The sequence below is a fragment of the Vreelandella mediterranea genome, from assembly GCF_970647075.1.
Genome location: NZ_OZ310198.1, coordinates 2,841,027 through 2,865,781 on the forward strand (window position 1 = coordinate 2,841,027; position 24,755 = coordinate 2,865,781).

23 protein-coding genes are annotated in these 24,755 nt (G+C 55.9%); 4 read left to right on the forward strand and 19 right to left on the reverse strand.

All coding sequences use genetic code 11. The features are described 5' to 3' along the window. Window positions 1–47: 47 nt before the first annotated feature. Window positions 48–488 carry an RrF2 family transcriptional regulator gene (locus ACWFVE_RS12995; RefSeq protein ID WP_447529686.1) on the reverse strand — a complete coding sequence of 147 codons (441 nt, stop codon included), beginning with the start codon at window positions 486–488 and terminating at the stop codon, window positions 48–50. 142 nt (window positions 489–630) lie between these two features. On the opposite strand from ACWFVE_RS12995, the gene ACWFVE_RS13000 reads away from it, so the two are divergent. Beyond that, a complete protein-coding gene (locus ACWFVE_RS13000) occupies window positions 631–1,548 on the forward strand; it encodes an NAD(P)/FAD-dependent oxidoreductase (RefSeq protein WP_447529687.1) in 918 nt (305 codons plus the stop codon). 187 nt (window positions 1,549–1,735) lie between these two features. Here the strand turns inward: ACWFVE_RS13000 and ACWFVE_RS13005 are convergent, their stop codons facing one another. The 6 genes from ACWFVE_RS13005 to ACWFVE_RS13030 all read right to left on the reverse strand — a co-directional run bounded on the left by ACWFVE_RS13005 (window position 1,736) and on the right by ACWFVE_RS13030 (window position 7,701). Continuing rightward, on the reverse strand, window positions 1,736–2,257 hold the full coding sequence (locus ACWFVE_RS13005; RefSeq protein ID WP_447529688.1) for a hypothetical protein: 522 nt from the start codon (window positions 2,255–2,257) through the stop codon (window positions 1,736–1,738). 339 nt (window positions 2,258–2,596) lie between these two features. After that, window positions 2,597–3,286 (reverse strand): hypothetical protein, encoded by a 690-nt coding sequence (locus tag ACWFVE_RS13010; protein WP_447529689.1) that lies wholly within the window; start codon window positions 3,284–3,286, stop codon window positions 2,597–2,599. Between the two features lie 117 nt (window positions 3,287–3,403). Then, complete coding sequence (locus tag ACWFVE_RS13015; RefSeq protein ID WP_447529690.1) at window positions 3,404–3,982, reverse strand: hypothetical protein; 579 nt, start codon at window positions 3,980–3,982, stop codon at window positions 3,404–3,406. Between the two features lie 94 nt (window positions 3,983–4,076). Next, complete coding sequence (locus ACWFVE_RS13020; RefSeq protein WP_447529691.1) at window positions 4,077–4,700, reverse strand: LysE family translocator; 624 nt, start codon at window positions 4,698–4,700, stop codon at window positions 4,077–4,079. A gap of 105 nt (window positions 4,701–4,805) precedes the next feature. Further along, window positions 4,806–6,674 (reverse strand): ATP-dependent nuclease, encoded by a 1,869-nt coding sequence (locus ACWFVE_RS13025; protein ID WP_447529692.1) that lies wholly within the window; start codon window positions 6,672–6,674, stop codon window positions 4,806–4,808. Between the two features lie 661 nt (window positions 6,675–7,335). Further along, the gene (locus ACWFVE_RS13030) at window positions 7,336–7,701 is read right to left on the reverse strand and encodes a winged helix-turn-helix transcriptional regulator (RefSeq protein WP_447529693.1); all 366 of its coding nucleotides are present in this window, start codon (window positions 7,699–7,701) and stop codon (window positions 7,336–7,338) included. Window positions 7,702–7,794: 93 nt separating this feature from the next. Between ACWFVE_RS13030 and ACWFVE_RS13035 the strand changes: the two genes are divergently transcribed. After that, window positions 7,795–8,529: an SDR family NAD(P)-dependent oxidoreductase gene (locus tag ACWFVE_RS13035; protein WP_447529694.1), complete on the forward strand. Its 735-nt coding sequence runs from the start codon at window positions 7,795–7,797 to the stop codon at window positions 8,527–8,529. 318 nt (window positions 8,530–8,847) lie between these two features. On the opposite strand, the gene ACWFVE_RS13040 is transcribed toward ACWFVE_RS13035, so the two are convergent. The 6 genes from ACWFVE_RS13040 to ACWFVE_RS13065 form a co-directional block, all read right to left on the reverse strand. Beyond that, complete coding sequence (locus tag ACWFVE_RS13040; RefSeq protein ID WP_447529695.1) at window positions 8,848–9,090, reverse strand: hypothetical protein; 243 nt, start codon at window positions 9,088–9,090, stop codon at window positions 8,848–8,850. A 91-nt stretch (window positions 9,091–9,181) separates the two neighbouring features. Beyond that, the gene (locus ACWFVE_RS13045) at window positions 9,182–9,829 is read right to left on the reverse strand and encodes a LysE family translocator (protein ID WP_447529696.1); all 648 of its coding nucleotides are present in this window, start codon (window positions 9,827–9,829) and stop codon (window positions 9,182–9,184) included. A 278-nt stretch (window positions 9,830–10,107) separates the two neighbouring features. Continuing rightward, on the reverse strand, window positions 10,108–10,974 hold the full coding sequence (locus ACWFVE_RS13050; RefSeq protein WP_447529697.1) for a DUF7281 domain-containing protein: 867 nt from the start codon (window positions 10,972–10,974) through the stop codon (window positions 10,108–10,110). Continuing rightward, window positions 10,971–12,239 (reverse strand): hypothetical protein, encoded by a 1,269-nt coding sequence (locus ACWFVE_RS13055; protein WP_447529698.1) that lies wholly within the window; start codon window positions 12,237–12,239, stop codon window positions 10,971–10,973. The genes ACWFVE_RS13050 and ACWFVE_RS13055 overlap by 4 nt, the downstream gene beginning before the upstream one ends. After that, the gene (locus tag ACWFVE_RS13060) at window positions 12,236–12,862 is read right to left on the reverse strand and encodes a condensin complex protein MksE (RefSeq protein WP_447530543.1); all 627 of its coding nucleotides are present in this window, start codon (window positions 12,860–12,862) and stop codon (window positions 12,236–12,238) included. The genes ACWFVE_RS13055 and ACWFVE_RS13060 overlap by 4 nt, the downstream gene beginning before the upstream one ends. 128 nt (window positions 12,863–12,990) lie before the next feature. Beyond that, window positions 12,991–16,680, reverse strand: a complete 3,690-nt coding sequence (locus tag ACWFVE_RS13065; protein ID WP_447529699.1) for an ATP-binding protein — start codon at window positions 16,678–16,680, stop codon at window positions 12,991–12,993. A gap of 402 nt (window positions 16,681–17,082) precedes the next feature. Between ACWFVE_RS13065 and ACWFVE_RS13070 the strand changes: the two genes are divergently transcribed. Continuing rightward, entirely contained in the window at window positions 17,083–17,982 is a 900-nt protein-coding gene (locus ACWFVE_RS13070) for an ABC transporter substrate-binding protein (RefSeq protein WP_447529700.1), read from the forward strand. Between the two features lie 75 nt (window positions 17,983–18,057). Here ACWFVE_RS13070 and ACWFVE_RS13075 read toward each other — a convergent pair whose 3' ends face one another. The 6 genes from ACWFVE_RS13075 to ACWFVE_RS13100 form a co-directional block, all read right to left on the reverse strand. After that, window positions 18,058–18,942, reverse strand: coding sequence for a MurR/RpiR family transcriptional regulator (locus ACWFVE_RS13075; protein ID WP_447529701.1), 885 nt, complete (start codon window positions 18,940–18,942; stop codon window positions 18,058–18,060). Between the two features lie 106 nt (window positions 18,943–19,048). Continuing rightward, on the reverse strand, window positions 19,049–20,257 hold the full coding sequence (locus ACWFVE_RS13080; RefSeq protein ID WP_447529702.1) for an ABC transporter ATP-binding protein: 1,209 nt from the start codon (window positions 20,255–20,257) through the stop codon (window positions 19,049–19,051). Window positions 20,258–20,259: 2 nt separating this feature from the next. Continuing rightward, the gene (locus ACWFVE_RS13085) at window positions 20,260–21,090 is read right to left on the reverse strand and encodes a carbohydrate ABC transporter permease (protein ID WP_447529703.1); all 831 of its coding nucleotides are present in this window, start codon (window positions 21,088–21,090) and stop codon (window positions 20,260–20,262) included. Beyond that, entirely contained in the window at window positions 21,087–21,989 is a 903-nt protein-coding gene (locus tag ACWFVE_RS13090; protein WP_447529704.1) for a carbohydrate ABC transporter permease, read from the reverse strand. Before ACWFVE_RS13090 ends, ACWFVE_RS13085 begins: the two co-directional genes overlap by 4 nt. Window positions 21,990–22,016: 27 nt before the next feature. Further along, window positions 22,017–23,213 (reverse strand): ABC transporter substrate-binding protein, encoded by a 1,197-nt coding sequence (locus ACWFVE_RS13095; RefSeq protein WP_447529705.1) that lies wholly within the window; start codon window positions 23,211–23,213, stop codon window positions 22,017–22,019. Between the two features lie 94 nt (window positions 23,214–23,307). Further along, window positions 23,308–24,255: a polysaccharide deacetylase family protein gene (locus ACWFVE_RS13100; protein WP_447529706.1), complete on the reverse strand. Its 948-nt coding sequence runs from the start codon at window positions 24,253–24,255 to the stop codon at window positions 23,308–23,310. Between the two features lie 97 nt (window positions 24,256–24,352). Here ACWFVE_RS13100 and ACWFVE_RS13105 point away from each other — a divergent pair, with 97 nt between their 5' ends. Further along, window positions 24,353–24,634 carry a hypothetical protein gene (locus ACWFVE_RS13105; protein ID WP_447529707.1) on the forward strand — a complete coding sequence of 94 codons (282 nt, stop codon included), beginning with the start codon at window positions 24,353–24,355 and terminating at the stop codon, window positions 24,632–24,634. The last annotated feature ends 121 nt before the right edge of the window (window positions 24,635–24,755 follow it).

Genomic DNA, 24,755 nt, shown 5'->3' on the forward strand with positions numbered 1-24,755 from the left:
CCCGCCCCACGGGCAGTTCCGGTATAGGAACAGGTGTCATAGACGCGTCATGATGTCTGCTGTTGTTCGGCAGTGCGGCGCTCGAAATCCTTTGCCAAGTCTTCAACGCTTATCTTCGAGAACTGCGCTAGTAGGCTCGCTTCAGCTGCCTGTAGCGTGGTGTTCAACTGGGCATCCACCGCCTGTTCGACCAGGCATTCGGCCGACTCGGCCTTGGGTCCGATATTGAATATAGACGGCGCACCTGCCGCTTCATAAACGGTGCCCAACGTGATCTCGGAAAGCGGCTGTACCAGTTTCCAGCCACCACCATGCCCCTTCTCCGACGTGACAATCCCGCGCTCACGCAGCCCACTCATCATCCGGCGCACCACCACGGGGTTGGTAGCGATCATCCTGGATATATCATCCGACGTCGCGCGATGCACATGGCGGTCCATGTGAATAAGCACGTGCAATAAGCGGGACATGCGAAGATCGCGTGGCATAGGTGGTATCCATTTCAAGTTCGCAATCTGTAAAGCCAGGACCCTAACAGGCATCACGTAATAAATAAAGTTTCGTGTATTGCCTTGACCCCCACTCCATGTAACTCTATATGTTTCGTAAAGCATAAAGGCAGGGATTATCATGGATCATGAGGTGATCATCATCGGGGGCAGCTTTGCGGGGTTGTCGGCGGCCATGCAACTGGCCCGCGCCCGCCGCAGCGTATTAATTATCGACAACGGCGCGCCGCGCAATCGATTTGCAATGTCATCGCACGGGTTCCCGGGCCAAGACGGCCGACGCCCGGCACAGATCAAGGAGGCGTTGCGCAACGAGCTAGGCGCGTATCCAACCGTAAGCTTCCTGGATGACGAGGCCGTGGCGGCATATCAACAGGATGGCGGGTTCAGGGTCTCGCTGAGGGAGGCAGGCGATATCGTGTCGCGCCGACTGATTCTGGCTTATGGTGTTCGAGACACGCTGCCCGACCTACCGGGCCTATCAGAACGCTGGGGGGCGACGGTGCTGCACTGTCCGTATTGCCACGGTTACGAATTGAACCAACAACCTGTGGGAGTGTTGGCGAGAAACGACATAGCGATACACCAGGCGATGCTGCTTCCCGATTGGGGCCCAACAACATTATTTACTCAAGGCGCCATCACGCCGACGCCGGAACAACATCAGGCACTTTCCGCACGTGGTGTAAAAATCGAGACAACGCCGATTACGGGCCTGCTCGGACTAGCGCCCACGCTCACCGCCGCAAAGCTTGCCGACGGGCGTGAAATCCCGCTGGCGGGGTTGTTTCTTGCCACCCGAACCACCCTTGCCAGCGATATAGCAGAACAACTGGGCTGCGCGACAAAGGATGGGCCGACCGGCCCATATCTCGACGTCAACGAGACGCATACAACGACGGTACCAGGCGTTTTCGCCGCCGGTGACCTCGCAAGCCCTATGCCAAACGCGACCCTTGCTGCAGCAGCGGGCGTCAAAGCCGGCGGCGCGGCGCATCAGTCGCTGATCTTTGACCCTGACTTCACTCAAATCAAGTAAAGGGACACCACAAGACAAGTTGAAGCGTTCTGGAATGGTATTCTATTGTTGCAACGCGCCGAGGTCTGGCAAGCTCTGGGGATCTGACAGCTAACGCCGCCAGCACGCGCGGCTTTGTAGTGGAGGCGTAGCCACAACGAAAAAGCCGTCGCTGTGCCTGGCTTTGTTATGAGCCCGCATTCTGCCCCTAAAAGGTTACTAAAGCCTGAATGAGGCCAACGAATATTAATGCAAAGGTTAGCCACTTCATTGACTTTGCTTGAGAGATATTCTCGCGATGCTTTTTCTGGTCTTCTTCGTACTGAGCAATGGTAACCAATGCTTTGGAAGACAGCCTGAAGCCGTACTGAGTTTTCTCAAGGTCGCCACTGTCATGAAGTGAAGACAACAATAAATCGTTATATCTTAGTTGGCGCGACTTGTCAGGGTGAAAAAACCATTTTGCTGTGTAAAGTAGTGACGAAAGTGCTACCGAGCTAATTTCATACTGCCTTTGATCAAGCTCTTTTTCTAGAATGATTTTGAGAACTTCTATTCGCTCCGACCGTACAAGCTCTTTCTTATTAAAAAGAAACTGACTTCCTTTTCCAATCAGGATCTTTGTTTTATCAACAGGAACTATACCCTCCCATAAATATTGAGCAATAGACCCATAACGAAGGTCATGGCGTCCATAAAAATGGGTAATATCTAATTCATAGTTGCCCATCAGGCGGAAGGGAATTGATACGCGCCCAATCTCCTCACCATCGGACCAGTATTTTCCGGTAACCCCTTCAGGAAGAACTTCATCACAAAGTAGCGTCCAGCTTTTGTTTGGCGAGCGGAAGTAGACAACGTTGCAGTCAACCGAAAGCGCTTTTCTCCGCTCCTGGGTATTCTGTCAGGAGCTGGCTTACCCAGCAAGGACTTTAAAATGTACCTACTTATAAAGTTCAATATTTCCACCTACATTGAAGCTCATAACGGCCGCAGCACGCGCGGCTTTGTAGTGGAGGCGCAGCCGGAATGAAAAAGCCGTCGCTGTACCTGCGATTGTTATACATTCTCAGTCCCATGCGACATGGCAAGCTAAGTAATCATTTATAACTATCTTGACCCAATCCCCCTCGGACAGACCGATGGCATACTGATATCGACTTTCCTGCATAACTAACCAATTCTCAAAAGCGCTAGGCTTGCCAGACCATATATTTACAAATGCTCGACTACCAATCTCTGGGTAGAAATGACTTGATGGTAACGAAAAAAACATCTCTAAATGATCTTCTGGCATGGCAAGCAACGGATAAATATCTATAAACTCAGGATTCTCAACACGTCGAATACCTAGTTCATTGGCAATATGACCACGGGCAAGCTTTAGCACCACCTCGCTAACGCGCTCTCCTTCCGGCTGCCATATCAGGTTTCCATTCCCATCAACTTGCTTTCCACTCTCAATTTTACTTGCAAGAGAGGGTCTGGCCTTGAGCGTCGCAGCTATTTTTGGCCTAAAACCATCATGAGGAATGGTCGTACCATGAGTCACGCACTCGATAAGGCAGGCAAGGTATTCTTCAGCCGCCGAGAATCTTTGGTTGCAAGAGGTGCAGGATTCCGCGACGGGCAAGTTCTCAGGATACGGCTCATCCAACAAAACCTTTGACGGTACGTGGTCACGCGAATTTGGCACGCCGCCGCAATAGGCGCAAATCCCCTTCATACGGTCGTCGATAAAAAGTTTCTTAGGGTCCATATGTATAACGCCAATATTAAGCGGCGCCCGACTAGGGCGTCCGGTGTAGGCCGAAGGCCGGAACGAACTTGAATGACTGGTTAAATTCCATACTAGACTGACTTGGAGAGGGCGTGTTTATTCCTTTCGCGTGTCATGAATGACAAACCTATTCAGCTCGGCGTCCAACTCAGCAATGAACATTTCCGACAACTCCGGATTGAGGTGAGAGGTCGATTTCACAAGTTTCTTTATAGAAGAAAGCAAACATTTCGTTAGCTCTTCCAATCGCTTGTAGCGGTACTGCGCAACATGAATACTTTCTGTTGAATAGACCTCTCTCAACGCCTCTCTGGCTTGACTTACCTGAGCATATACCTCAGAAAATTTTGCTGAACTTGGATGATCCATGTCATCGATCCAATCGATCGCAGAATCAATAATAGGTGTCCCTCTGAGGTCTAGCCTGCTTTTTAAGGGTTCAAGTCTTTCAACGTTCTCAGCTGATTCGACAACGCCCTTGCATTGAAAAACTGCTTTCAGCGACGGAACTAACCCGGCCAGCTCCGAAATCACCATCGTTGAGATGTTCTCTGCTCGCCTAGATCGCTTGGCAGCATCTCTTTTCACACCGGAGATGTGCAAACCAATTGGAACTGCGAAAGCGGCAAATGTGGCCGTTCCAGAAATTGTAATAGCGATCCATTCGGGGCTCATCTTCACCTTTATCTTTGATTGAATTTAACGCTTGTGTAAATTGCGCATTGAAGCGCAGCGTAAATGCGTCGATTTGACACACTTGTTAGAATTACTAAGTATCGAGCTTAGCTGTTAATATTTTAAAACCAGCGACGCCAAATATAATGGCAAAAAATGCTTCAAACCATCGACGAAGCTTTAAATATACTCTGCGAACTTTAGATATTGAAAATACGTATGCGTAACACTGGAAAATTATTAGGCTTTCTAAGCCAACAACACCTATTACTTTAAATAGGTCCTCTGGAGCTGTATTTGCTGGTATGCCTATGGCGTATAGTGACCCATAAAATAAAATTGCTTTTGGATTAGTTAAATGAATTGCAACACCTCGAAAATATGTCTTCATTGAACTAGAGTGTTGAATACTATTTATTTCCATGTCTTTTTGGCTAATTGCTGAGCGAGCTGCCCTGTAGGCTAAAAATATTAAATAACATGCTCCAATATACCTTACAAGTTCAAACAACCATGCATTTGTGTACATAATAGCGCTAAGGCCAAATGCTGCAGAACACGACCAGAATAAAGACCCAGTTAAAATACCAGCTGCCAGAGTTGCTCCATGTAAACGACCTCGGTTCATAGATGTCCCTGTAATTGATAAAGTGGCTGGGCCAGGGCTAGCAACTACAAAGAAAGCAGCTGTGATAATTAAAATATAATTTATTTCCATTATAAATATCCGATTTAAAAGTAAATTCCAATTTCTTTATTCTAACGCCTTGCTCACCGGAAAATCAGGAGCGCAGCGAGTAATTTTTCCAAGTGCAGCAACTTGTTATGCATTGCTACGCAAAACACGCTCAATGATTTTAACTACATCATCGTTTTTATCTATTGTTACAGGAAAGCCTTTAACATTCAGAATTTTACTTTCTATGTCTATCGTTAATTTTCCACCATTAATAGAGCATTTAAATATATTAGCGCGTTCCCCAAGAATAGTTTTGGCTAATATGTTGATGTCTTGGGTTGTTGTTTTTTCATTAGCGTTTAATCTGGCAGATGCTGGTGCTGCAATGGACAGAAGAATATCTCTAAGTGATTCCGCTTCGTCAATGCGTTTACCGTCAGAGGCGTATTCAATACAGCGGACTAAATCACTTAGGTTTTCTCTAATTGCTACGATTGAAATCCGATCTAGATGCTCAATTTCATCTACAGCAGCTGTGGGCTTTCCTTCTGACGTGTAAATATCAGAAGCTTGATAGTATGACTCAATCGCCCCCTTTCTTAAGATAAAACACCCAGAACTTTCTAGTAATTGTAATACAACTGTAAGGCGCTCTTTCATGGAAGACCACTTATCAGCATTGGTTAAACCATTCAAATCCAAGTTGGCAAGTTGCATTAAAGTGCAAAAAACAGACCTCCTTTTAACTTTTTCATCGACAGGTTCTTCGGCGTTAACATAGTAAGGATGTTTTTCAGCTAGGTTAGATATATCTCCCCAGTTATTACTCACCAATGAACAAAAATCACTGTATGTTGAAGATGCAAGCTTTATAGCTGATGGCGCTCCAAGTTTCGAAGCATTTGTATCTGCAGCATGGGAGTTGGCTAAAAAACATTGAGCCAAGTCCATGTCGTCTGTAAATGAGTCAGCATCTGCAAGAACCACTGGGTTCTTGCCAATAAGCCTCATGAATTTTGCTACAACTGGCATTTGACCTTTGCCTATTACCGGTAGCAATTGAGAACCTGCCGCTTCGAGATGAAGTTCAAGTTTGTTGGAAATGAACGATGCAATCATTACATCACTTGGCCCTTCTACTAAGAGTGGCCTTCGACAAAACAATGAAAGCTTATGCTCTTGCCCTAGCCGTGCAATCAAAGCCTGAAGCTTTTTGTTTTTCAATTGTTCATCGTTGGGATTGAGCTGGACAGGAGGTTTATCTAAATCATGGCAAAATATTAGCGATGTCAAGTCACTAGGCTTGGTGATTCGGAGCATTTCTGTCGAATGTGTAGCCATAATCACTATCTTTTTATACCCACCTTCAGAAGGGTGCCCTGCTGCTACTGTAATTTCATTCAATAAAAATGACTGTAGTTGTGGGTGGAGCGATACTTCAGGCTCATCAATTAATAAGGCACCTACTTCATCGTCATATAAGGCCGCCAGAATACCGACAAGGTGAAGTAATCCTGATGCTTCTCGACCTGACGAGTAAGGTTTAGATGTGGTATCCAATCTTGCAAATACCACTTTTAAAGTTCCAGCATCCCATTCAATGATCAAATCCCGTTTGAATAGTTTTTTTAATCGCTCTTGCACCTTAATTAATATATCTGCGCGCTCAGAAAGAGTTTGGAAGTCACCATTAAGTGTTTCCGTTAGATGTCGTCGGGTTGTGTCTCTTTTTGACCCAAAGCTTGCGTTTTCATAATTTGGGTTACTTCCGCGCTGACCATCGAAATCTGAGCGATATTGCTCGAGAAGTCCCATTCTCCCAGCGGACAGAAAGCGAACCTTTTTCCCAATTGCCATGGAAGCTAGTGGCTGTTTTAAACCTCTCAGAAGGTGAGTTTTACCACTCCCATTTGGACCAATGAGAACGGTTAACCCTCCTTGAAGCTCTACATCTCTAGAAAAGTCGCCATTGTGGCTGTTTATATTTGCTTTAATTTTTATTGGAAAATTCAAGATCATTCCTTCGAGTTAATATGTGCAAAATGCTGGGGTGGCATCTGATGCATAACAGTGATTATATAGCCGGCTACATAACCCCAATAAACGTGCTGGCGCGTTCATTGGGGTTATCTAGCCACACTGATCTAATCTACCTCATTGATTCTATTGCTAGCAAAGCAAAATTTGGCTACATATCCAAAATTCGCGTGCCTTCGCGTTTTGCTGGTTTCAATCATACGGACATTCGGCATGGCGCATGCGGGGCCCCAGTTTGTAGGGTATGGTCTCACGACCAATAGATACGCAATCACTCCCCCCCAACATACCTCACCTGCCCACCAAGTCACTGCGGCTTAAGCCCTCGCTGCTTTTCCAATAGCAGTGTTAGGTACCCATGAATTAGAGGAGCACGGGGTCAGCGTAGCAAGGTGTTTACGCAACCTGCGCGGGTAGGGAAACGACTCAGCAGGCAGATGTAATGGCGTTGCTATCCATAGCTTTTACCGCTTGGGGATCGAAACTGACAACGCCGATATTTGGCCGATGAGTTTTGCGCAGCGCCTCTGCGAATAAGGCAAAACCACCGCCGTAATAACTATCGCCTAGGTAGGCGATCAGCGGATTTGAGCCACCGCTTAGCGTTAACGAAGCGGTCGTTCAGCTCATCGACCTCCTACCGGCTAGCTTGGCGGCGGTCCATCGCGGCGGCAATGTCCTCTTCGTGCGCTTCACCCCAACTACAAAGCGGCTCCATGGCACGCACCAAACTTACCCCAAAAGGCGTCAGCGAGTAGTCGACGCGCAGCGGAATCTCGCCATAGTCGGTTCGCTTGACGATGCCGTCGGACTCAAGCTCTTTCAACTGCTGGATCAACATTTTGTCACTTACCCCCCGAACGCTTCGCTTGAGCTCGCCGTAACGCGTCGGGCCCTTGTTCAAAAAGAACAAAATCAACGGCTTCCACTTACCGGTCATCACGTGCAGCGTGGCATGTAGGCCGCAAATGAAGCGTGGGTTTTCTGAGTTTTCTTTCGCCATAACCCTACTTACCAAAAGGTGCATACTTGAACATTAGTAAGTGGGTTATATATCGTTAAAGCGAATCGAGTCAACACACACGGAAACCCCAACATGAATCGGCTTAACGGCAAAATCGCACTGATCACAGGAGGGGCCAGCGGCATCGGCTTGGCCTCGGCCCAGCGCCTCATCGAGGAAGGCGCCTTCGTCTTTATTGTCGGCCGGCGCCAGGACGCCCTCGACAGCGCGGCGGCGGCACTGGGCCCCAACGCCCGGGGGCTCCAGGCGGATGTAACGAAACCGGAGGATCTCGACCGCGTATTCGAGACAGTCCAGCAAGAGAAAGGCCACCTGGACGTACTGGTAGCCAACGCGGGCGTCGGCGAGTTCGCACCCCTGGGGCAGATCACCGCCGAGCACTACGACTACATCTTCGACATCAACGTCAAAGGCACCCTCTTCACCGTGCAGAAGGCGCTGCCCCTGATGAACAATGGCGGCTCTATCATCCTGACCGGGTCCACGGTGGGCAGCATGGGCACCCCGGCCATGAGCATCTACAGCGCCTCCAAGGCGGCCGTGCGCAATTTGGCGCGCAGCTGGGCACATGATCTTAGGGGAACGGGTATTCGCGTAAACGTCATGTCGCCTGGCCCGACCCAAACAGACAAGGTGATGGAACTACTCCCTTCTGAGGCCGTGGGCGAGATGAAACGGGCCATACCGCTTGAGCGACTGGGCGACCCCAAAGAAACCGCAGCGGTGGTAGCGTTTCTAGCGTCGGAGGACAGCAGCTTTATGACAGGGAGTGAGGTGTTCGTTGACGGGGGCTATGCTCAGGTTTAGGGGCCAACTGAGGAACGAGAGGCTATGTATTAAAAAGTGGCGCCGCTTGATAAGGCTGACGCCATGCAGCCCAAGCACACAAGAGCAGGAATGTTACCCGAATGAAGGTGACACCAATTTTTAAAGCAGTGGAGCCACTGTCTAGCGATGCAAAGTAGTCTTGATGAAAGGCAAACCATGTGAACGCAAGAATGCCCCCCCCCGAACAGTCCGGCGATAGAGCAAATCAGTTTTAGTAAGATGCTGATCATTGGAGGCTAAAAATGAGTTAAGCCGCACCGCGAAGCGGCCTCGGCTTAAATGATTTTTTAGGCAGTATCAGTCACCGCCTTGCGAACCGTTGATCCTTGCAGAGCTACTTGCAAATTTCTCAAAAAGCCAGCCCGACAAAGGGGTGACAATTAAAATCCATACCACGAGTAGCGCACTCCAGTAGCCAATCTGGTTCTCTCCGAAGAGAAAAACCAATGGGATTACGAGGAGGCTACTTGCGAGGTTAGAGCAGAGCATCAGAAGCCATGCCCACCAACCGCGTTTCCAATACTTCAGATACTTATCCATGATTCTCCCAATTGCTGCCTAACACCCGCAACAGCGGAAAACTTAGCGCATAGCGATTAATTTGCCCGGCTGATTGCGTTTGTTAGAATAACTATGAATCTAACTTAGCTGTTAATATCTTAAACCCTGCCGCTCCAAAAATAACGGCGAAAAAAGCTTCAAACCAGCGGCGAAGTTTTAGATACGTACTACGAACTTTGGGCATTGAGAATATATAAGCGTAACCTTGAAATATGATTAAACTTTCTAAACCAACAACACCTATTACTTTGATTAAGTCCTGTGGGGAGGCATTAGCTGGTATACCAATGGAATACAATGACCCAAAGAACAAAATGGCTTTCGGGTTGGTTAAGTGAATGGCAACACCTCGGAGGTATGTTTTCATTAAACTTGATCTAGAGATACCATTTATTTCAATATCTTTGTGATAAATGGATGAACGAGACGCCTTGTAAGCTAAAAATATTAAGTAGCATGCTCCAACGTATCTAACCAGCTCAAATAACCATGCATTCGTATACATAATAGCACTAAGACCAAATGCTGCTGAACAAGACCAGAAAAAAGACCCTGTTAGCGTTCCGGCCGCCAAAGTCGCACCATGTAAACGCCCTTGACTCATAGATGTCCCTGCAATGGCTAGAGTCGCTGGCCCGGGGCTGGCTACTACAAAAAAAGCAGCTGCGATTATTAAAATATAATTTATTTCTATCATGGTTTTCAGCCCTTTTTTCAAGTTTGTACTATTTGTGACTTATTCTAAAAGCGATTATACGGAAGGCTACATAACCTCATTAAACGCGCTAGCACATTGATTGAGGTTATGCTGCCGCAGAAATTAACTTTATCCCATTGTTTCTGTTGAGAGAAAAGCAAAATTTGACAGGATATCCAAAATTCGCGTGCACGCACGTTTTGCCGGTTTCAATCATACTGACGCATGCGCATCACCCGGCAGTGCGCCTGAGTTTGAAGGACCCAATAGCGCGGGCCGCCCAATAAATAGATAGGCCATTACGCTAGCCTCACGCACACCTCCTCCCCCTCGAACCATTGCTGCAATAATCCCCGCTGCTGCTCCAACAGCGCCAGATAAGGCCTCAGCGGATGATCCGGCGGCAGGCTAACGTGCAGTTGCCGCAGCCGTCGTTGAAACGCCAACTGCCCGGCGGGCTGGTGCAGCGGCGTGGCGTGCTGGGTGAGCCATTCGATGTCGGGGAGCAGTAGGTGGGTGGCGCCGCTGTCGAGCGCCAGCGTTATGCCCTTGGCGTCGAAGTCGCCGGCGTAGAGATGCGGGCGGCGGGTTTTGCGCCACGCCTCAGCAAGTGAAGCAAAGCCGCCGCCGTAGTGGCTGTCGCCGCGGTAGGCGATGAGCGGTTGGGCGAAACCATCTAGCGCGGCGATGCTGGGGTCGAAGGCGTAGAAGCTGTCCAGGTTTTCGACCTGAATCAGCAGGCCGAAGGCGCCCAGGGAGAGGTCTCTCACATCGACATCGTGAATGCTGCGCGCTGCGTGGGTAATGCCGACCATAGGCTGATGGGCCATGTTGAGCAGTACGCGCCGAGCGCGGGGGCCTTCGCGGCCTTGTTTGTCTTCCGCGATACCTGCCTTTGCCTGGGCGCTGCTGGTCAAGCCGCTGAGCGAGCGGCCCAGCGGGGCCAGGTGGGCACTTTCCAGCACCGCGTCGATCTCGGCGAGCAGCGTAGCATCGAAGCGGAGCGCCTGGCTGGTCAGGCGCGGGCCCAGGTCGATGTCCTGCTCGCGGCACCAGGCGACGACGTCGTCCACCCACTGGCGGCGGGGCCGTTCCACGCGGTCCTGTTGGCGCAGCAGGCGCTGCACGTCGTTCAGCCCTGCGCGGGCGCGGCCGGGCAGGTTCATTGGGGCAGCGCCAGCTGTAGCGAGACATCGCGAATCAGGCGCACGTCGTTGTAGTCGCTGGCAGGCTCCTCGGCCTGGTCGAGAATAAAGGCTTGCTGTTCGCTGCGCGGCAGGCCCTGGAACTCGGCGATGACTTCGAATAGCCAAATCTCGTCGTTCCAGGCGAGCCCGCTTTGCTCCAGGTACGCCAGCGCGCTGACCGGCTGGGTTGAGGCGGCGTCCACCACGTTAAGGTAGAACGTCTCCACGTCTTCTTTTAGCGCCTGCTGGCGGGCGGCCACGGCGGCGTCTTCCTGGGCATGGGCGGGCCTGGCGGCGGTGGTCAGCTCGGCGGGGCGGCTGGGCGTGGGGATGGCGCTCAGCAGCGCGGCCAGCGTCGGCGTGTCCTGGGTGCGGTCAAGCGCGGCGGCACCGGCGGCCACCATGGGGGCGGCGCGGTTGAAAAGCGCGGGCACGTCGCTGCGCTGGGCGTAGTTGCCGGGGGTGAAGCCTGGGTGTTCGCGCAGAAAGGCGGCCATGCCGGACACAAGGCGGCTGCGCGCCTGCTGGTGACGAAAGCGCGCCATCAGCTCGATCAGGCGGTGCTGGACTTCGCGCAGGCTGGTGTAGTGCTGGCTGATCTGCTGCTGCAGCTGGCTGACCAGTACCTTACGCAGGGTGCCGTCGCTGCCCACCAGTTCGATCAGCTCATGGAAGTCGATCAACGCCAGGCCGTCGAGCAGACGCACCACCTGCTTCTGGGCGCGGTCGTTTTCGCGCACCTTGTCGCTTAGCTGGCTGACAAAGCCAAAGTCACTGTTGAGGCGCTGCCAGAGGCTGTCGATGGCATCGGCAAAGCGGCCGTTCATGTCGTCCACCGCCTGGCGCAGCCGGGTGAGCTGCTGTTCCTGCTGCCAGTAGTCGCCGCGGCTGCTGGATTCGCGGTAGCTGCCGATCAGGCTGCGGATCAGCTCCAGCGCTTCGGCCACGTCGGCGTTGACGTGGCGGCGAGCTTCATCCGCGGTCATCTCGGCGATCAGCTCGCGCACCTTGGGCGTCAGTTTGACCCCACCCTGCTCGTCCGGGCGCCAGACGATGCGCGCGGCCAGCAGTTTACGCAGCGCACTGGTGCTGAGCCCAGCCAGCGGTACTTCGTCCTGGGTGTAACCCTGCATCAGCACCTCGGCGTGGCGGCCGAGCAGCGCCAGACGTTCCACCCCGGTGGTCAGCTGGCGGCTTTCAAGGGCCGCGTCGCCGCGTTGCGGGTCGCGCTCGGATTCACTCACAGCAGCGTCTCCTGGGCGGCACTGGCGTCATCGGCCACCGGCAGGTGCTCCTCGTCGCGAATAAAGCGCACCAGGTCGAGCAGGTACTCCACCTTGCCGGTCACCAGATAGACCTGGCGGTCGCCGTGAGGCTGCAGCAGGTAGCCGTGCTCTTTCAAACGCTTGAACACCTGCTTCACCTGGGCGTCGAGCTGGTCGCTCTGGGAGCCAAAGAAGGCGTCACCGGCCACCCGCTCGATGCGCTCGCGAAGGCTCGGATTATCTTCGCTTTTGGCCTGTAGCTCGCCGGGTTTGAGCACGTCCCCTGGGGCGGGCACGCTGTCGCGGCCAAGCGCCTCCTGGACCAGTTGCAGCCACTCCAAAAGCGGCAGCAGGCTGTGCACGGTGTCGTTCAACTGGCGAGAGAGCTGCTCGCGCGCGGCGTCGTCGAGCTGGCGCCAGCCGAGGAAGTAGACGCTTTTATCCTCGTTGGTGGCCAGGCGCCGGTTGAGCGGGCGCAGGTAGGCATCGAAGGCCTCGCGCAGGGCTTCATCCTGCAGGCGCTGGAAGGCGGCTTCGTCGCTGACCGCGCAGACGAATTCCCCGGCCAACAGTTTCTCCAGCAGCGGGCCGTGGGGCAGCAGGTCGAGGGCACTCGAGTGCTGCGCACTCACGCTCTGGGCAGGCGACGCGGCGTTAAGTGCGGAGTCGTTACCTGCGTCGTCGTCATGTGCGCCGCTGGCTGGCGCATCGTCAAAAAGTGAGCCATCACTCATACGGTCACCTCCTCGCTGCGGGCTTTCAGGCGTTCGGCCAGGCGGCTTTGGCGCGGCTCGATGCGTTTGAGCCGGCGCACGCCGGGCCTTTGTGCGTCGCGGTCAATCAAGTAGCGGTTGTTGAACAGCAGCAGCACGTCGGACTCGGGGTTGGGGAAGGCGCCAACGATATGAATGCGGTTGCTGTCGCAGGCCTCAAAAAGCTTTTCGACGTTGTGATAGGCGAGCGTGCCGATCTCATCGATCGGCCAGTGGATGGCGATCTCGGCGCGCCCGCGCAGAAGCCGAGTAAAGGCGAGCAGAAACTTGCACAGAATCAGGTACGCCATACCGTGGCTCGAGGATTCGAGCAGCTGGCGGTCGCTGCGGATGACCAGATCCGTGCCGCCTTCGTTCAGGTGAAGCTCCAGGCGCAGCAGGCTCTCGAAGCTGTAGGGCTGGTCGTGGCGCAACAGATCCACCACGTCCGCCAGGGCGTTCAGGTAGTCGTCGCTTGGTAGCGTCTGGTCAGATTCGCGCCACGCCTTGTAGCGCTTGGCAAAGAGCTTGAGCGGCTCCCAGAAGCCCAGCTCATCGATGGTCGACTGAATGCGTACCTCGGCCTTTTTGATGCCGTCCAGGGCCAGGTCATCCGCCACTTCGTCGGAAAGCCGCTTGCTCTGGGCGCTGATACGCCGGTTAAGGTCACTAAACACGGTGAAGAACTTGTCCAGATCATCGCTCAGGTTGCGCCCCTGTTGGACGAGCTGCTGCTGCTGGTCTTCGAGCAGTTGCAGCATGCCAGCCAGTATCGGCAGCAGCGCGCGGGGCTCGTCCGAGTCGCGGAGCTTGTCGCGTTCGCTTTCCAGCGCGTCGACAAAGCTCGAACTGGCGCCTTTGATCAGCTGACTCTCGACCTCCTGGCAGCCCTTGCGCAGCGCGTCGCGCTCTTCCGCGCGCTGTTTGAGCGCCTGGCGGGTGCGGGTGATGCGCTCCTGGCTATCGCCGGGGGTGGCCTGCTGGGGGCTGGGGTCGCCGGCAAGGTTGAGATCATCAAGCTGCTTCATCAGCGGTTTGAGCTCGCCAAGCAGCTCGTTGCTTTCGCGCCGGGTGGCGTCAAAGGCGCTGATCTGGCGCTGGTGTTCGGCTTTGGTGGCCTGAAACCGCTGCTGCTTGTCGTCGCGCTGGCGTTGGGTGTCGCCGACCTCGCGGGTCAGGCGGCTCTCCTGCTCGACGAGCTCGGGCTTGCGCTGGCCCCAGCTTACGCGCATGAAGCGCTGATAGGCCTCCAACTCTTCCTGGCGGGCAGCGGTATCGCGAATATGGCTTTCAAGCTCGCCAAGCCGGGTGCGGGTCTGTTTCAGGGTGACCGGGTCGACGCCCTGCTCTTCCAGCGCCTGATCAAAGGCCTGCTCGACCTCGCGGCTCTGGCGCTTGTGCTCGTCGCGCAGCGCCTGCAGCTGCTCCTTGTACTGGGTGAGCTGACGATCGAACGTGGCCAGGCGCTGCTGGGCGTCGGCCTTGAGTTCGAGCTGCTCGGCCTGATAGGCGGCGTGCAGCGCGTCCAATGCCTCCTGGCGCTCTTCTTTCAGGGCCTGATGCAGCCCCTGCTGCTCGTCAAGCGCCGCCTTGCGGTCATTCTGACGGGCTCGCTGGGCCTCCGCGTGGCGCGCCTGGCACTGGCGGCGGGCTTCAAGAGCGTACTCGACCTCCTGATCGGCGCGCTTGATACCTTGCTGCGCCTGGCCGAACGCCTCCTCACAGGCGCTGACTCGTTCGTTGTGGCGCTTGAGCTGTTTTTCAGCGCTGGCCACGTTGGCCTCTTCCCGCAGCGCCGCCTCCTCGGCGGCTTCGATGGCGGCCAGCAGGTTGGCTTCGTCCTGGGCGTACTCCGGTAGCTCGATGGCTTGGGTATCCAGGGCAATGCCGTACAGGCTCGCGATGTCCTCCGGCGCCTCGACCAGGGTGGGCGCGAGATCGCGGCGCTCAAGCAGCGCCGGCGCAACCACCTTACCCAGACGCTGCTCCCAACCGGGAGCGTGGTAGCGCAGAAAATGGCGCAGCGTGCCCTGGGCCGGGTCGCGCTGCTGGTGTAGCGCCTGGCGGTGCTGATTGGCCGCCTGGAGTGCTTTGCGCGCATCCGCGTGGGTCTGCTCGGCGCTGTCGCGCTCGCGCTTGAGGCCCGCGAGTTCCTGGCGCAGGCTTTCGAGCTGACTACCGGCGGCGTTACGCTCGCCCTGGGCCTGGTCGACGCGCGTCTGAACCAGCGCGGCCTCTTCGCTCTCTTCAGCGGTTGGCCCGCCGTGGTCGAGGGCGGCTTTTAATACCGCCAGCTGCTCGCTGGCCTGGGTCAGCCGGGTCTGGTAGCCCGCCTCCACCGTCTGGCGCTCGCCCTGATAGCGGGCGTCGAGCTGCTGCTGGGCCTCCCACTGGGTTTCGCGGTAGCCCGCTTTCTCTTCGGCCAGGGCGTCCATTAGCGCCTGGGTCTCTTCGCTCTGGCGGGCCAACGTGTCGCCAAGCTCGCGAAGGCGCTCCTCCTTTTGCGCCTGGCTTGCCTGCACCGCTTCTTGCAGCGTGCGCAGGTGGCGCGTTAGCTGCTCGTACTGCTCGCGCTTTTGGGGCAGGCCGTTGAGCGCCTGCTCAAGGGCCGGCATGTCGGCGGCCTCGAACGCTTCGAACTGCTGCTGTAGGTCGCTCAAATCGCGCTGAGCCTGCTTGAGTTCGCTCTCCTGCTCGCTGAGCTGGTCGTTGAGCCGGTCGCGTTCGGCCTCGAAGCGCACCCGCTCGGACTCGAAGGCGCGCTGCTGCTCGGCGCGGGCGGCGTCGGCATCGGCCAGGGCGCGCTCGGCGCGGTTGAGGTCAGCGTCCAGCTGCGGCTTCAACTGCCAGAGGGTAGCGTCCAGGTGGGCGAGTTCGCGGTCGATACCGTGCAGGCGGGTTAGGGAGCGCTGTAGCGGCTCCAGGCGCATCGACTGGCGCATCTGGGCGATCCAGTCCCGGGCCTTGGCGCTGCGCACCCGTGTCACCGGCAGCTCCACGCCGTCCTCTTCGAAAATCGCCGCCAGCATGGTCTTGAGGGTGTCCATCTTGCCCTCCTTGGCGTGCACCGCCGAGACCAGCTTTTCGATATGGCGAATGCGGTGCTCCGGCGCCACCAGGCTGTACTGGGCGGCAAGCTGACGTAGCTTCAATGCCTCCTTGCGGTTGCCGTGCATCGCCATGCCGGGGGTGGGCGTGAAGTCGTTCTGAATCACCGCGCGGTACTCGGAGGTCGCCGAGAGCTTGGAGGAGACGCTGATATTGTTGCGCCTAAGACCGCTTGTCCACTGGGCGTACTCCAGCGCTTCCACGCCGTTCTCCCCCGTCACCAGATAGTCTTCAGGGCGGTAGGGTGCGGCGACGAAGCGGTACTCGACCCCGCCGTCGCTTTTGCGCGTCAATACCGCCTGGCAGATATTGCCCGCCTCCCGGCGGTACTCGTACACCAGATAGCTGTTGCGGTGGGGCAGGTAGAACGCATCGAACTTCATGCGCGTCTTGGGCACGACCTTGTTGGGCAGCTCGCCATAAAACACCGGGACCAGGCGCTGGAGCGTGGTCTTGCCCGAAGCGTTGGTGCCGCAAATATTGGTGTGGCCATCCACACTCAGCTCGACCACGCCTTCCAGGTGGCCGTGAATCATCACGATGCGTAGCAGATGCGCCATGCGTGTCCTTGAGCGGTAGAGAGTCTAAATAAAGAGTCTAAAAGGTCTATCTTGCCAGACACTTGAGCAGCTTGTCCTACTGTTGTGGGACTTAACCGCCCCGCCCTTTCTTGACGCATCGCCGGCCCAGCCTTTGTTCAGGCCTTGTCATGCCAGGCCCACTTATAGCGCGCCAATACACACTGCTGATCTTTTATAGTGCGTTATCTTAAGGCTAATTACACCGCCAGGCGCGGCGTTTCATGACACCCAGGCAGTGGCACGAAAATTGCTTTTCTATAAAAGCCTAATGAGAAAATTAATTTTCATACGTTGATCGTCTGTTCCAGCGAAACGCGCCCCTCGATAGGTCAAAAGGCAAGCTGCTCGGACGATTGATCGCTTCAACATAATGAGATCGATATGCAAACACTTCAGATTGCCGCTACCGGCCACAGCCTCAACTATTTGCCGGAATATGTCGCTGTTGAGAATGGTTACTTCAAAGAGGAAGGTCTCGATGTCAGCGCCATCGTGCCAGAGCCCTGGGACCAGGTGATCGATGAAATCGAGAACAGCACCTCGCATTTCGCGCTGGGGGGAATCTGGGTACCCACGATGTATCACGGCCACGGCAAAGCCCTGGAACCTTTCGCCCAGCTCTCGGCGCGCTGCCCCATGGCCATCGTTGGCCGTCATGATAAAGCGTTGAAATTCGAGGAGTTGGCAGGCAGTACCATCCTGGTACCCGGTGGCAACGGCTCGAGCCCGGGCATGTTTCTGGAATTGTTGCTCGAGGAGAACGGGGTCGCACTCGATAGCGTCAATATGGCGCGCAGTTTGTCGGGCAAAATGATGAAGGAGCTATTCGTCGGGGGTTTGGGCGATTATCTGATGATCGACCCTATTTCTGCTTTGAAGCTGGCGCGGGAAACCGACAACTTTATCGTGACCCATCTCAGCCAGTCCGGCGGCGACATCCCCTGGAGTGTCTACTACACCACCCCGGGCACCGCGGGCGACGACGCCGAGCAGCAGGTACGTTTCATGCGTGGGCTCCAGCGCGGCATGCAGTACGTGATCGACCACCCGGCCGAGGAAATGCGCCCGCTGCTGACCCGGCTTTTCCCCCACAATGATATCGAGGATCTGGTCACCCTGGTCGATGACTACCGCCGCTGGGGCATGTGGACGACGCCGCGCATCGATGAGCCCTCTTATCAGCGCTGGCAGCGTGGCATTGCGGCGGGCAACCTGACGGCTTCGCCGATCCCCCATGAAACGCTGGTCAACACGGGCATCGCTGATCGAGCAAGTGTTTGACAGCCATAAAGCGTTACTTCTCCGGCACCTGCTCAACGGTGTCGGAGAAATCCGCTTCGCCCTAATGGGCGACCACTAGCGGCTTTTTGTGCCGAGCTCACCCAGTTGGTAGTGGTAGGCGTCGCTCTCGGCCAGGCGCTGGCGCTCAGCCTGACCCGCCTGGACGAACGCCATATCGATCAAAAGATGACAAAGCGCCATGGCCGAGGCGTGGTTGTCGAGCGGCCCAGGGCTCTGGCAAATACATTTCAGATGCCAAGTGGCATCCGGGTCGGTCGCCATGTTGTCGTCGGTGATCACCAGTATATTGGCCCCAGTGCCACTGCAAAGCTCCAAAAGCGCGTGCCACTGGGTGGGCCTTCGCCGCATTCCGAACAGCACCACCACGTCGTTTGCGCCAATCGCGCTCAGGTGCTCGCCAAGGCTTCCATCCATGCCGGAAACGAAGCGGACATCGTCCTTCAATTGATAAAGCTGCCATTGAAAGTACGCGGCTAACGACTGGCTCGCCCTGGCACCCGACACCCATATTCTGCGCGCCTTGAGCAGCGCCTTGACGATGGCCAGCACCTCCTGCTCATGAAGGCGGCCAAGGGTCGCTTTTATGTTGTTCTGGCCGAGCGTTGCGTAGGTTTCAAGAGCGACGCCCTGGGCGGCCGCCCCACGGCCGGCCAGAAACAGGGCCGACCCGGACTGCTGCTCTTCTCTTACATGGCGCCGGGCCGCCTCGAAACTTTCGTATCCCAGCCGCCTGATAAACCGGGAGACGGTGGAGTTGGACACCTGCGCAAGACCCGCAAGCTCCGTGGCCGAGTAGCTGGCGAGTTCACCCGGAAAATCCAGAATAAAGTCCGCCAGCTTTTTTTCCGCCGGGTGCAGCGCCGCCAGGCTTCGCTTAACACGGGCGAGAAACGAAGCGTCTGGCGTATCTTGTGTCGTTTGATTGGATTGCTTCGCCATGACGTCTCCCCGTGGCGCAACGAATTAATCGGCGGCTTTTAAGGCCATTCACTCCGCCACTATGGTGACGGAGTAGAAGGACAGAAGCACTTCTCCGATGGATTCTTTACGACAGGGCAACAGGCTCGCCCGCCGGTCGATCAATGGCTTGCCCGTGCGGGTCCAGCATCCTCTCACCACTTTCAGCGTCAAACCAGTAAGCATCAGCCGCCTGATAGCTCAAGGAACAAGGCTCGCCCACTGCGCAGCGTACATTGCCCTGTATGCGTGCGAACACCATATCCCGCTCGATCAGCGCCGCCCCTTCCTCTTCAGTGCCCAACTGGACACCGACGATCGTTTCCGCCCCAAGCCTTTCGATAACCGCCACCCGGCCATGGAGCAAGCCGTTTTCGCGGCTGACCATCTCGAGCTTTTCGGGTCGGATGCCAAGCGTCACCTGCTTTTTTGACGGCACAACGCCTGGATGCACCCAGCCGTGATGGCAAGACGACGTGAGCCGATTACCTTCAACATCAACCGTGACGAGATTCATGGCGGGTGAACCGATAAACCGGGCAACGAAGATATTGCACGGGTTATCGTAGATCTCCTCCGGAGTACCGACCTGCTGTATGACGCCCTGATTCATGATGATGATGCGGGTCGCCATGGTCATCGCCTCGACCTGGTCGTGGGTAACATAGATGAAGGTTTTACCCACTTTCTGGTGGAGCGCCGATATTTCGGAGCGCATTTGCGTGCGCAGCTTGGCATCCAAATTGGAGAGCGGCTCATCGAGCAGGTAGATCGACGGGTCACGCACCAGCGCCCGCACCAGCGCCCGCGCCAGCGCGACTCGCTGGCGCTGACCGCCTGATAACGCCGACGGGCGCCGATCCAACATCGGCGTCAGTTCCAACTGCTCGGCCATCTCTTGGGTCTTACGCGCGATCTTAGGGTCGCGCATTAGCTTCCAGCGGTAAAAGGCGTTCACGATGGGCAGGTGCTGCCAAGTGCGAAAGCGATTCATGATCAGCGGAAACGCAATATTGGCGCGCACGCTCATGTGCGGATAAAGCGCATAGCTTTGGAAAACGAACGCGATTCCACGCTCGCGCGGGCCCCACTCATTGGCGCGTTGGCCATCAAACAAGAGCTCTCCGGAAGAGATCTCGCCGAGCCCGGCAATCATGCGCAGTAAGGTCGATTTACCGCAGCCCGAAGGCCCCAGCAGCACGAGAAACTCGCTATCTTTTACATCGGCGGTAAAGCTGTCGACCACCGTCTGGGTGCCGAAGGATTTCGAAACATCGCGAAAGGCTAGTTCAGGCATACTTACCCCTTGACCGCACCGGCGGTAAGCCCGGTGACAATGCGCCGTTGAATGAGCAGGAAGAAAACGATAGCGGGAACGCTGAAAATCAGTGCAGACGCCATCACGGTAGGTAGCGGTGTTTCGTACTGGCCGATGAAGGAGGCCAGGCCAACGCTTGCGGGCCACAGATCGCGGTCGGTAAGAAACGTGGAGGCGAACAGAAACTCGTTCCATCCGGAGAAAAACGAGATGACCGCCGCCGCCGAAAGGCTGGGCGCAATCAGCGGCAGCACGATGAGCGAGAAGGTCCCGAAACGCGGGCAGTTATCGATGGCAGCGGACTCTTCGATTTCATAGGGGACCTTGTCGACCGCGCCCTTGATCACGAAGGCGGCGACCGGCAAGGAGAAGCCAACGTTGGCGAGTACCAATCCGAACAAGCTATTGAGCAGCCCCAACGAGATAAACATGGTATAGAGCGGCACCACGACCAGCGCCTCGGGCACTACCTGGGTGGTAAATAGCAGAAAGCCGATCGACCCGCGGCCGCGAAACTGCATCCGGCTCAATGCGTACCCCACCAGCGCCCCCAGGGCGAGGCTCAGCACCGTGGTACCCGCCGCGATAAAGAAGGTATTGAATAGCCAACCTAACGCGGGCACATCGCTCAACGAGAGGAAAAGCTCGGGCAGATTCATCAGGTTGAGAAGCAGCGCCTGCCCGCTGCCGTAAAGCTGTTCGCTGTCGGCGAGCGCCGTATTGAGCATCCAGTAAAGCGGGAACCCCGCAAAGAGCACCAACAGGCAAATCAGTAGCGTACGTAGAATATTGAGCGGTTTGATAGGGTTCATGCTCGCCTCTCGGCCGCCGTCTGGCGACGTTCGACTATTTGATGAAAGGCCGCAACCAGTAGCGCCAACCCAAGCCCCACGACGCCGTAGGCGCTGGCAAGCCCCAGGTCGTACTCCTCGAACGCGATCTTTCTAAGCTCGACGACCAGGGTGCCGGTGCTCTGTAGCGGGCCGCCTCCGGTCAATAGATAGATGATGTCGTAACGGCGTATCGACCAGACAGCGATCAACAGTGCCACCAACTGCACGGCGGGCCGGATATGGGGCCAAGTGACGAAACGAAAGACATTGAGCGCATCCGCGCCGTCGATTCTTGCGGCCTCGCGCACCTCTTCTGGTACCGACTGAAGGGCCGCCAGCACCACCAGCATGACGAAGGGGGTCGCCTGCCAGATCGTAACGAGCAAAACACCACCCAGCGCCAGGTCGGGATCCGAAAGCCAGGACTGCGCCGAGAACCCGGCCATTTCGACCAACTGGTTAAGAACGCCGGACTGCTCGTTGTACATCCAAAGCCAGATCAGCGCGGCCGCCACGTTCGGCACCGCCCAGCCAAATAGCAGGATGGCCCTGACCACAGAGCGCCCTGGAAAGGGCCGGTTGATCGCCAGCGCCGAAATGACCCCAAGCGTGACGCTTGCCAGTACCGCCACCAACGAGTAAACGACCGTGACTCGCAGCGTCATAAAGAAGCCAGGGTCATTCAACAGAAGCTGATAATTACCTAACCCAATGAACTGGCCACCACTAGGGTTGGTCAACCGCGCGGTGGTCAGGCTGGTGAACATCTGCGACACCAGCGGCCAGAACATGAAGATGCCCAGATAAATCAGCGGAACCGCGATAAAGAGATAGGGAAGCAGGGACGCTTTCGCTTCTCTTGTCAGTCGTATCGTCATGAAATGCTCCCTCGTTATCACCGGGTATCAGAATCTCACGTCGATACGGCGCTGAGCCGCTTCCAGCGCGTCGGCTGGGTCCTCATCACCCACGATCACTCTTTCGACGGCCCCCATGACGGTGCGCATGATCGCAGGGGTTTGCAGCTCGTAACCGGGGATCAATGTACTGCGCGAGTGACGCCCCAGCTCGATAAAGGCCTCGGCCCAGGGGTTATCGGCAAGGAACGCATCGGTAACGGGAATATCGGTGGCCAGCGTGTCCGGGCCCGAGGCTTCACGAAGCGCCTGCTGGCCCGGCTCGGAAACGAGCCACGCCAAAAACGCTAATGCCTCTTCTTTATGTTCGCTTTGAGCATTGACGCCAATGAACAGTTGCTGATGGGCGCCGGGGTGCGGAAACGGTAGCGAGGCCGCGCTAAGGTCACGAGAGTCCAAAGCGCCGCCGTTGGCGATATTCAACGTGCCGCCGCTGTTGTCGATACTGAAGGCCACCTGGTTGCGTTTGAAACGTACGCGCTGGGTGGGGAAATCATCCCCCTGGGGCATGATGCTCGCGTCGTAAGCCTGCTTGAACGCGCCAATGGCCTCAACGGCTTCCGGTGTGTTGATGGTCAGCTCGCCTTCATCGTTCACCCAGTGAACGTCATAACCGTACGCCCAGTTCTGGAAGTCCATGTACCAGCCCACGTAGTCCGCCATGCTATGGCGAGCGGTGAAGCCGATCACGTCCGTGTCATCGCGCATCTGACTGGCAGACGCGATCAGCTCGTCCACGGATTCAGGCGTTGAGACGCCCGCCTGCTCGATCAGCGGCTGATTATAGATCAACGCGTAGGGGGCGCGCTGCCAGGCAACGCCGTAGCGCACACCATCGACAACGGCGCTGTCGTTCGTCGCGTTCAGGTTATCCACACCGGCGACCGCCGTTTCGGCGTCAGCCAGAAAACCGGCTTCCGCGGCGGTGTGAAAAAGCCCCTCCTGCATGATCATCAGGTCGGCTGCTTGGCCTCCCGACAGCTCCGTCATCAGCTTCGTATTGATTTCCGCCGATGGAATCATCTGCCGCTCCAGGGCGACACCCACCTCCTGGCCCGGGTACTCCAACATCGCATTCCATAGCGCCTCACCGCGCAAGGCATCCAGCCACTGCGAGTTGACAAGCGTCAGGGTGGTGGATTCTTCCTGGGCGAAGGCGACCGGTAGGGACGCAAGCGATACCATAAGCACGCTGCTCTTAAGGAGCTTCGGGACAACGGGGAGATTACGCATGGTGTTTCCTCTTTATAATGAAAATGTCCGGGAAATAGCCGCTTCGTTACTCCGCCCAGTTCCACGCTTTCTCGGGCGCAAACCGCTGAGCAAAGTCGGTCGCAATATCGTTTCGTTTAGCGATCCAGACGTCGTCGTACTGGCTGATGTATTCGAGAAACTTGCGCACGCCCTCGATTCGCCCGGGCCGCATGATTCGCGCATGTAGCCCGATCGACATCATTTTTCCCGTGGAACCCGACTCGCGATAAAGGGTGTCGAACGTGCTGCGCAGGTAGTCATAAAAATCTGCCGAACTGGTATAACCAGGCCCGGTCTGGCCGCCCCAGAATCGCGCGTCGTTGGTATCCAGAGCGTAGGGCACGACCAGCATGGGTCGACCGGCTACATCGGCGTAGTAAGGCAAGTCGTCATTGCTCGTCGCACAGTCGTAGAGAAGGCCCTCTTCCGCCATGATCTGGCGTGTATTCTCGGTAATCGGCGGACGCGGGAAGGCCCCCATGATTTGCTTCCCGGTCAGTTGCTTGACTTGATCGATACAGTGGCGCAGTTCTGCTCTTTCTTCGGCTTCACAAACCCCCACACGAGAGATCGAGCGCGCCCCGTGAGACACGAAATCACAGTCGCTACGCTTAAGCTTTTCGACAAGCTCGGGTAGAAGCGGTAGCGATTCGGAAGAGACGAACATGGAGAAAGGTGCGTCGAACTCCTCGAAAAGCCGCAGCAAGCGCCAAATCCCCGCCCGGGTGCCATATTCGTACTCGCCTTCCTGAATCAGATCCCGTTCGGAGGGAGGAAGCGAGCTGATGTTCCACGTCCTGGAATCACGCTCTTCATCACCCAGCAGGGGGCTGCGCTCGGTGCCTTCTTCGTAATTGATGGCCAGATTGACCGCTACTCGTGCTCGGTTTTGCCACTGAAACGTGGGCGGTGTTTCGCCATACCCTTTGAAATCCCGCTCCCGTCGGCCCGCCCTTGTCGTCCAATCCAGCATTGTTTTTTACCTCACCATGTTATTTTCGACCCAAGCCTCTAACCGCGGATGACACCTGCTCATGCAGCGCTGAAAAGCCTTGGTTGAGATCGTCATTATGAAAAACAAAAATCTTTTACTTGTTTTCATGAAATGCAGTTTTCATGCCAATCGATCCGCTGCGCTAGACACAGGCCCGCCCGCGATATTTTTTGTAAAGCGAATAGCTGGACAGGCACTGCTGGCCTGCACCACGGCAAGGCGTAATAAAAGTACGCTTGGTGAAGATGGTGCGCTTCGAGAAAAGATCTGGCTGAGGAAGAGAGTCAGCGAAGGAGTGGCGCAATCATCACCGCCAAGCGCCTCTACGCAGCCCGCTTTTACTCGCCTGATGGCTTAACGAGTGCGGCTTGAATGCCAAGGCTTTATGTATCCGCTGAACTTTTGGATACTAGATACTCGCTTCGCCAGCGCCGTAGCACTTTGTCGTGTCGGCGCACGTGTCATTTGAACTGCAGGAA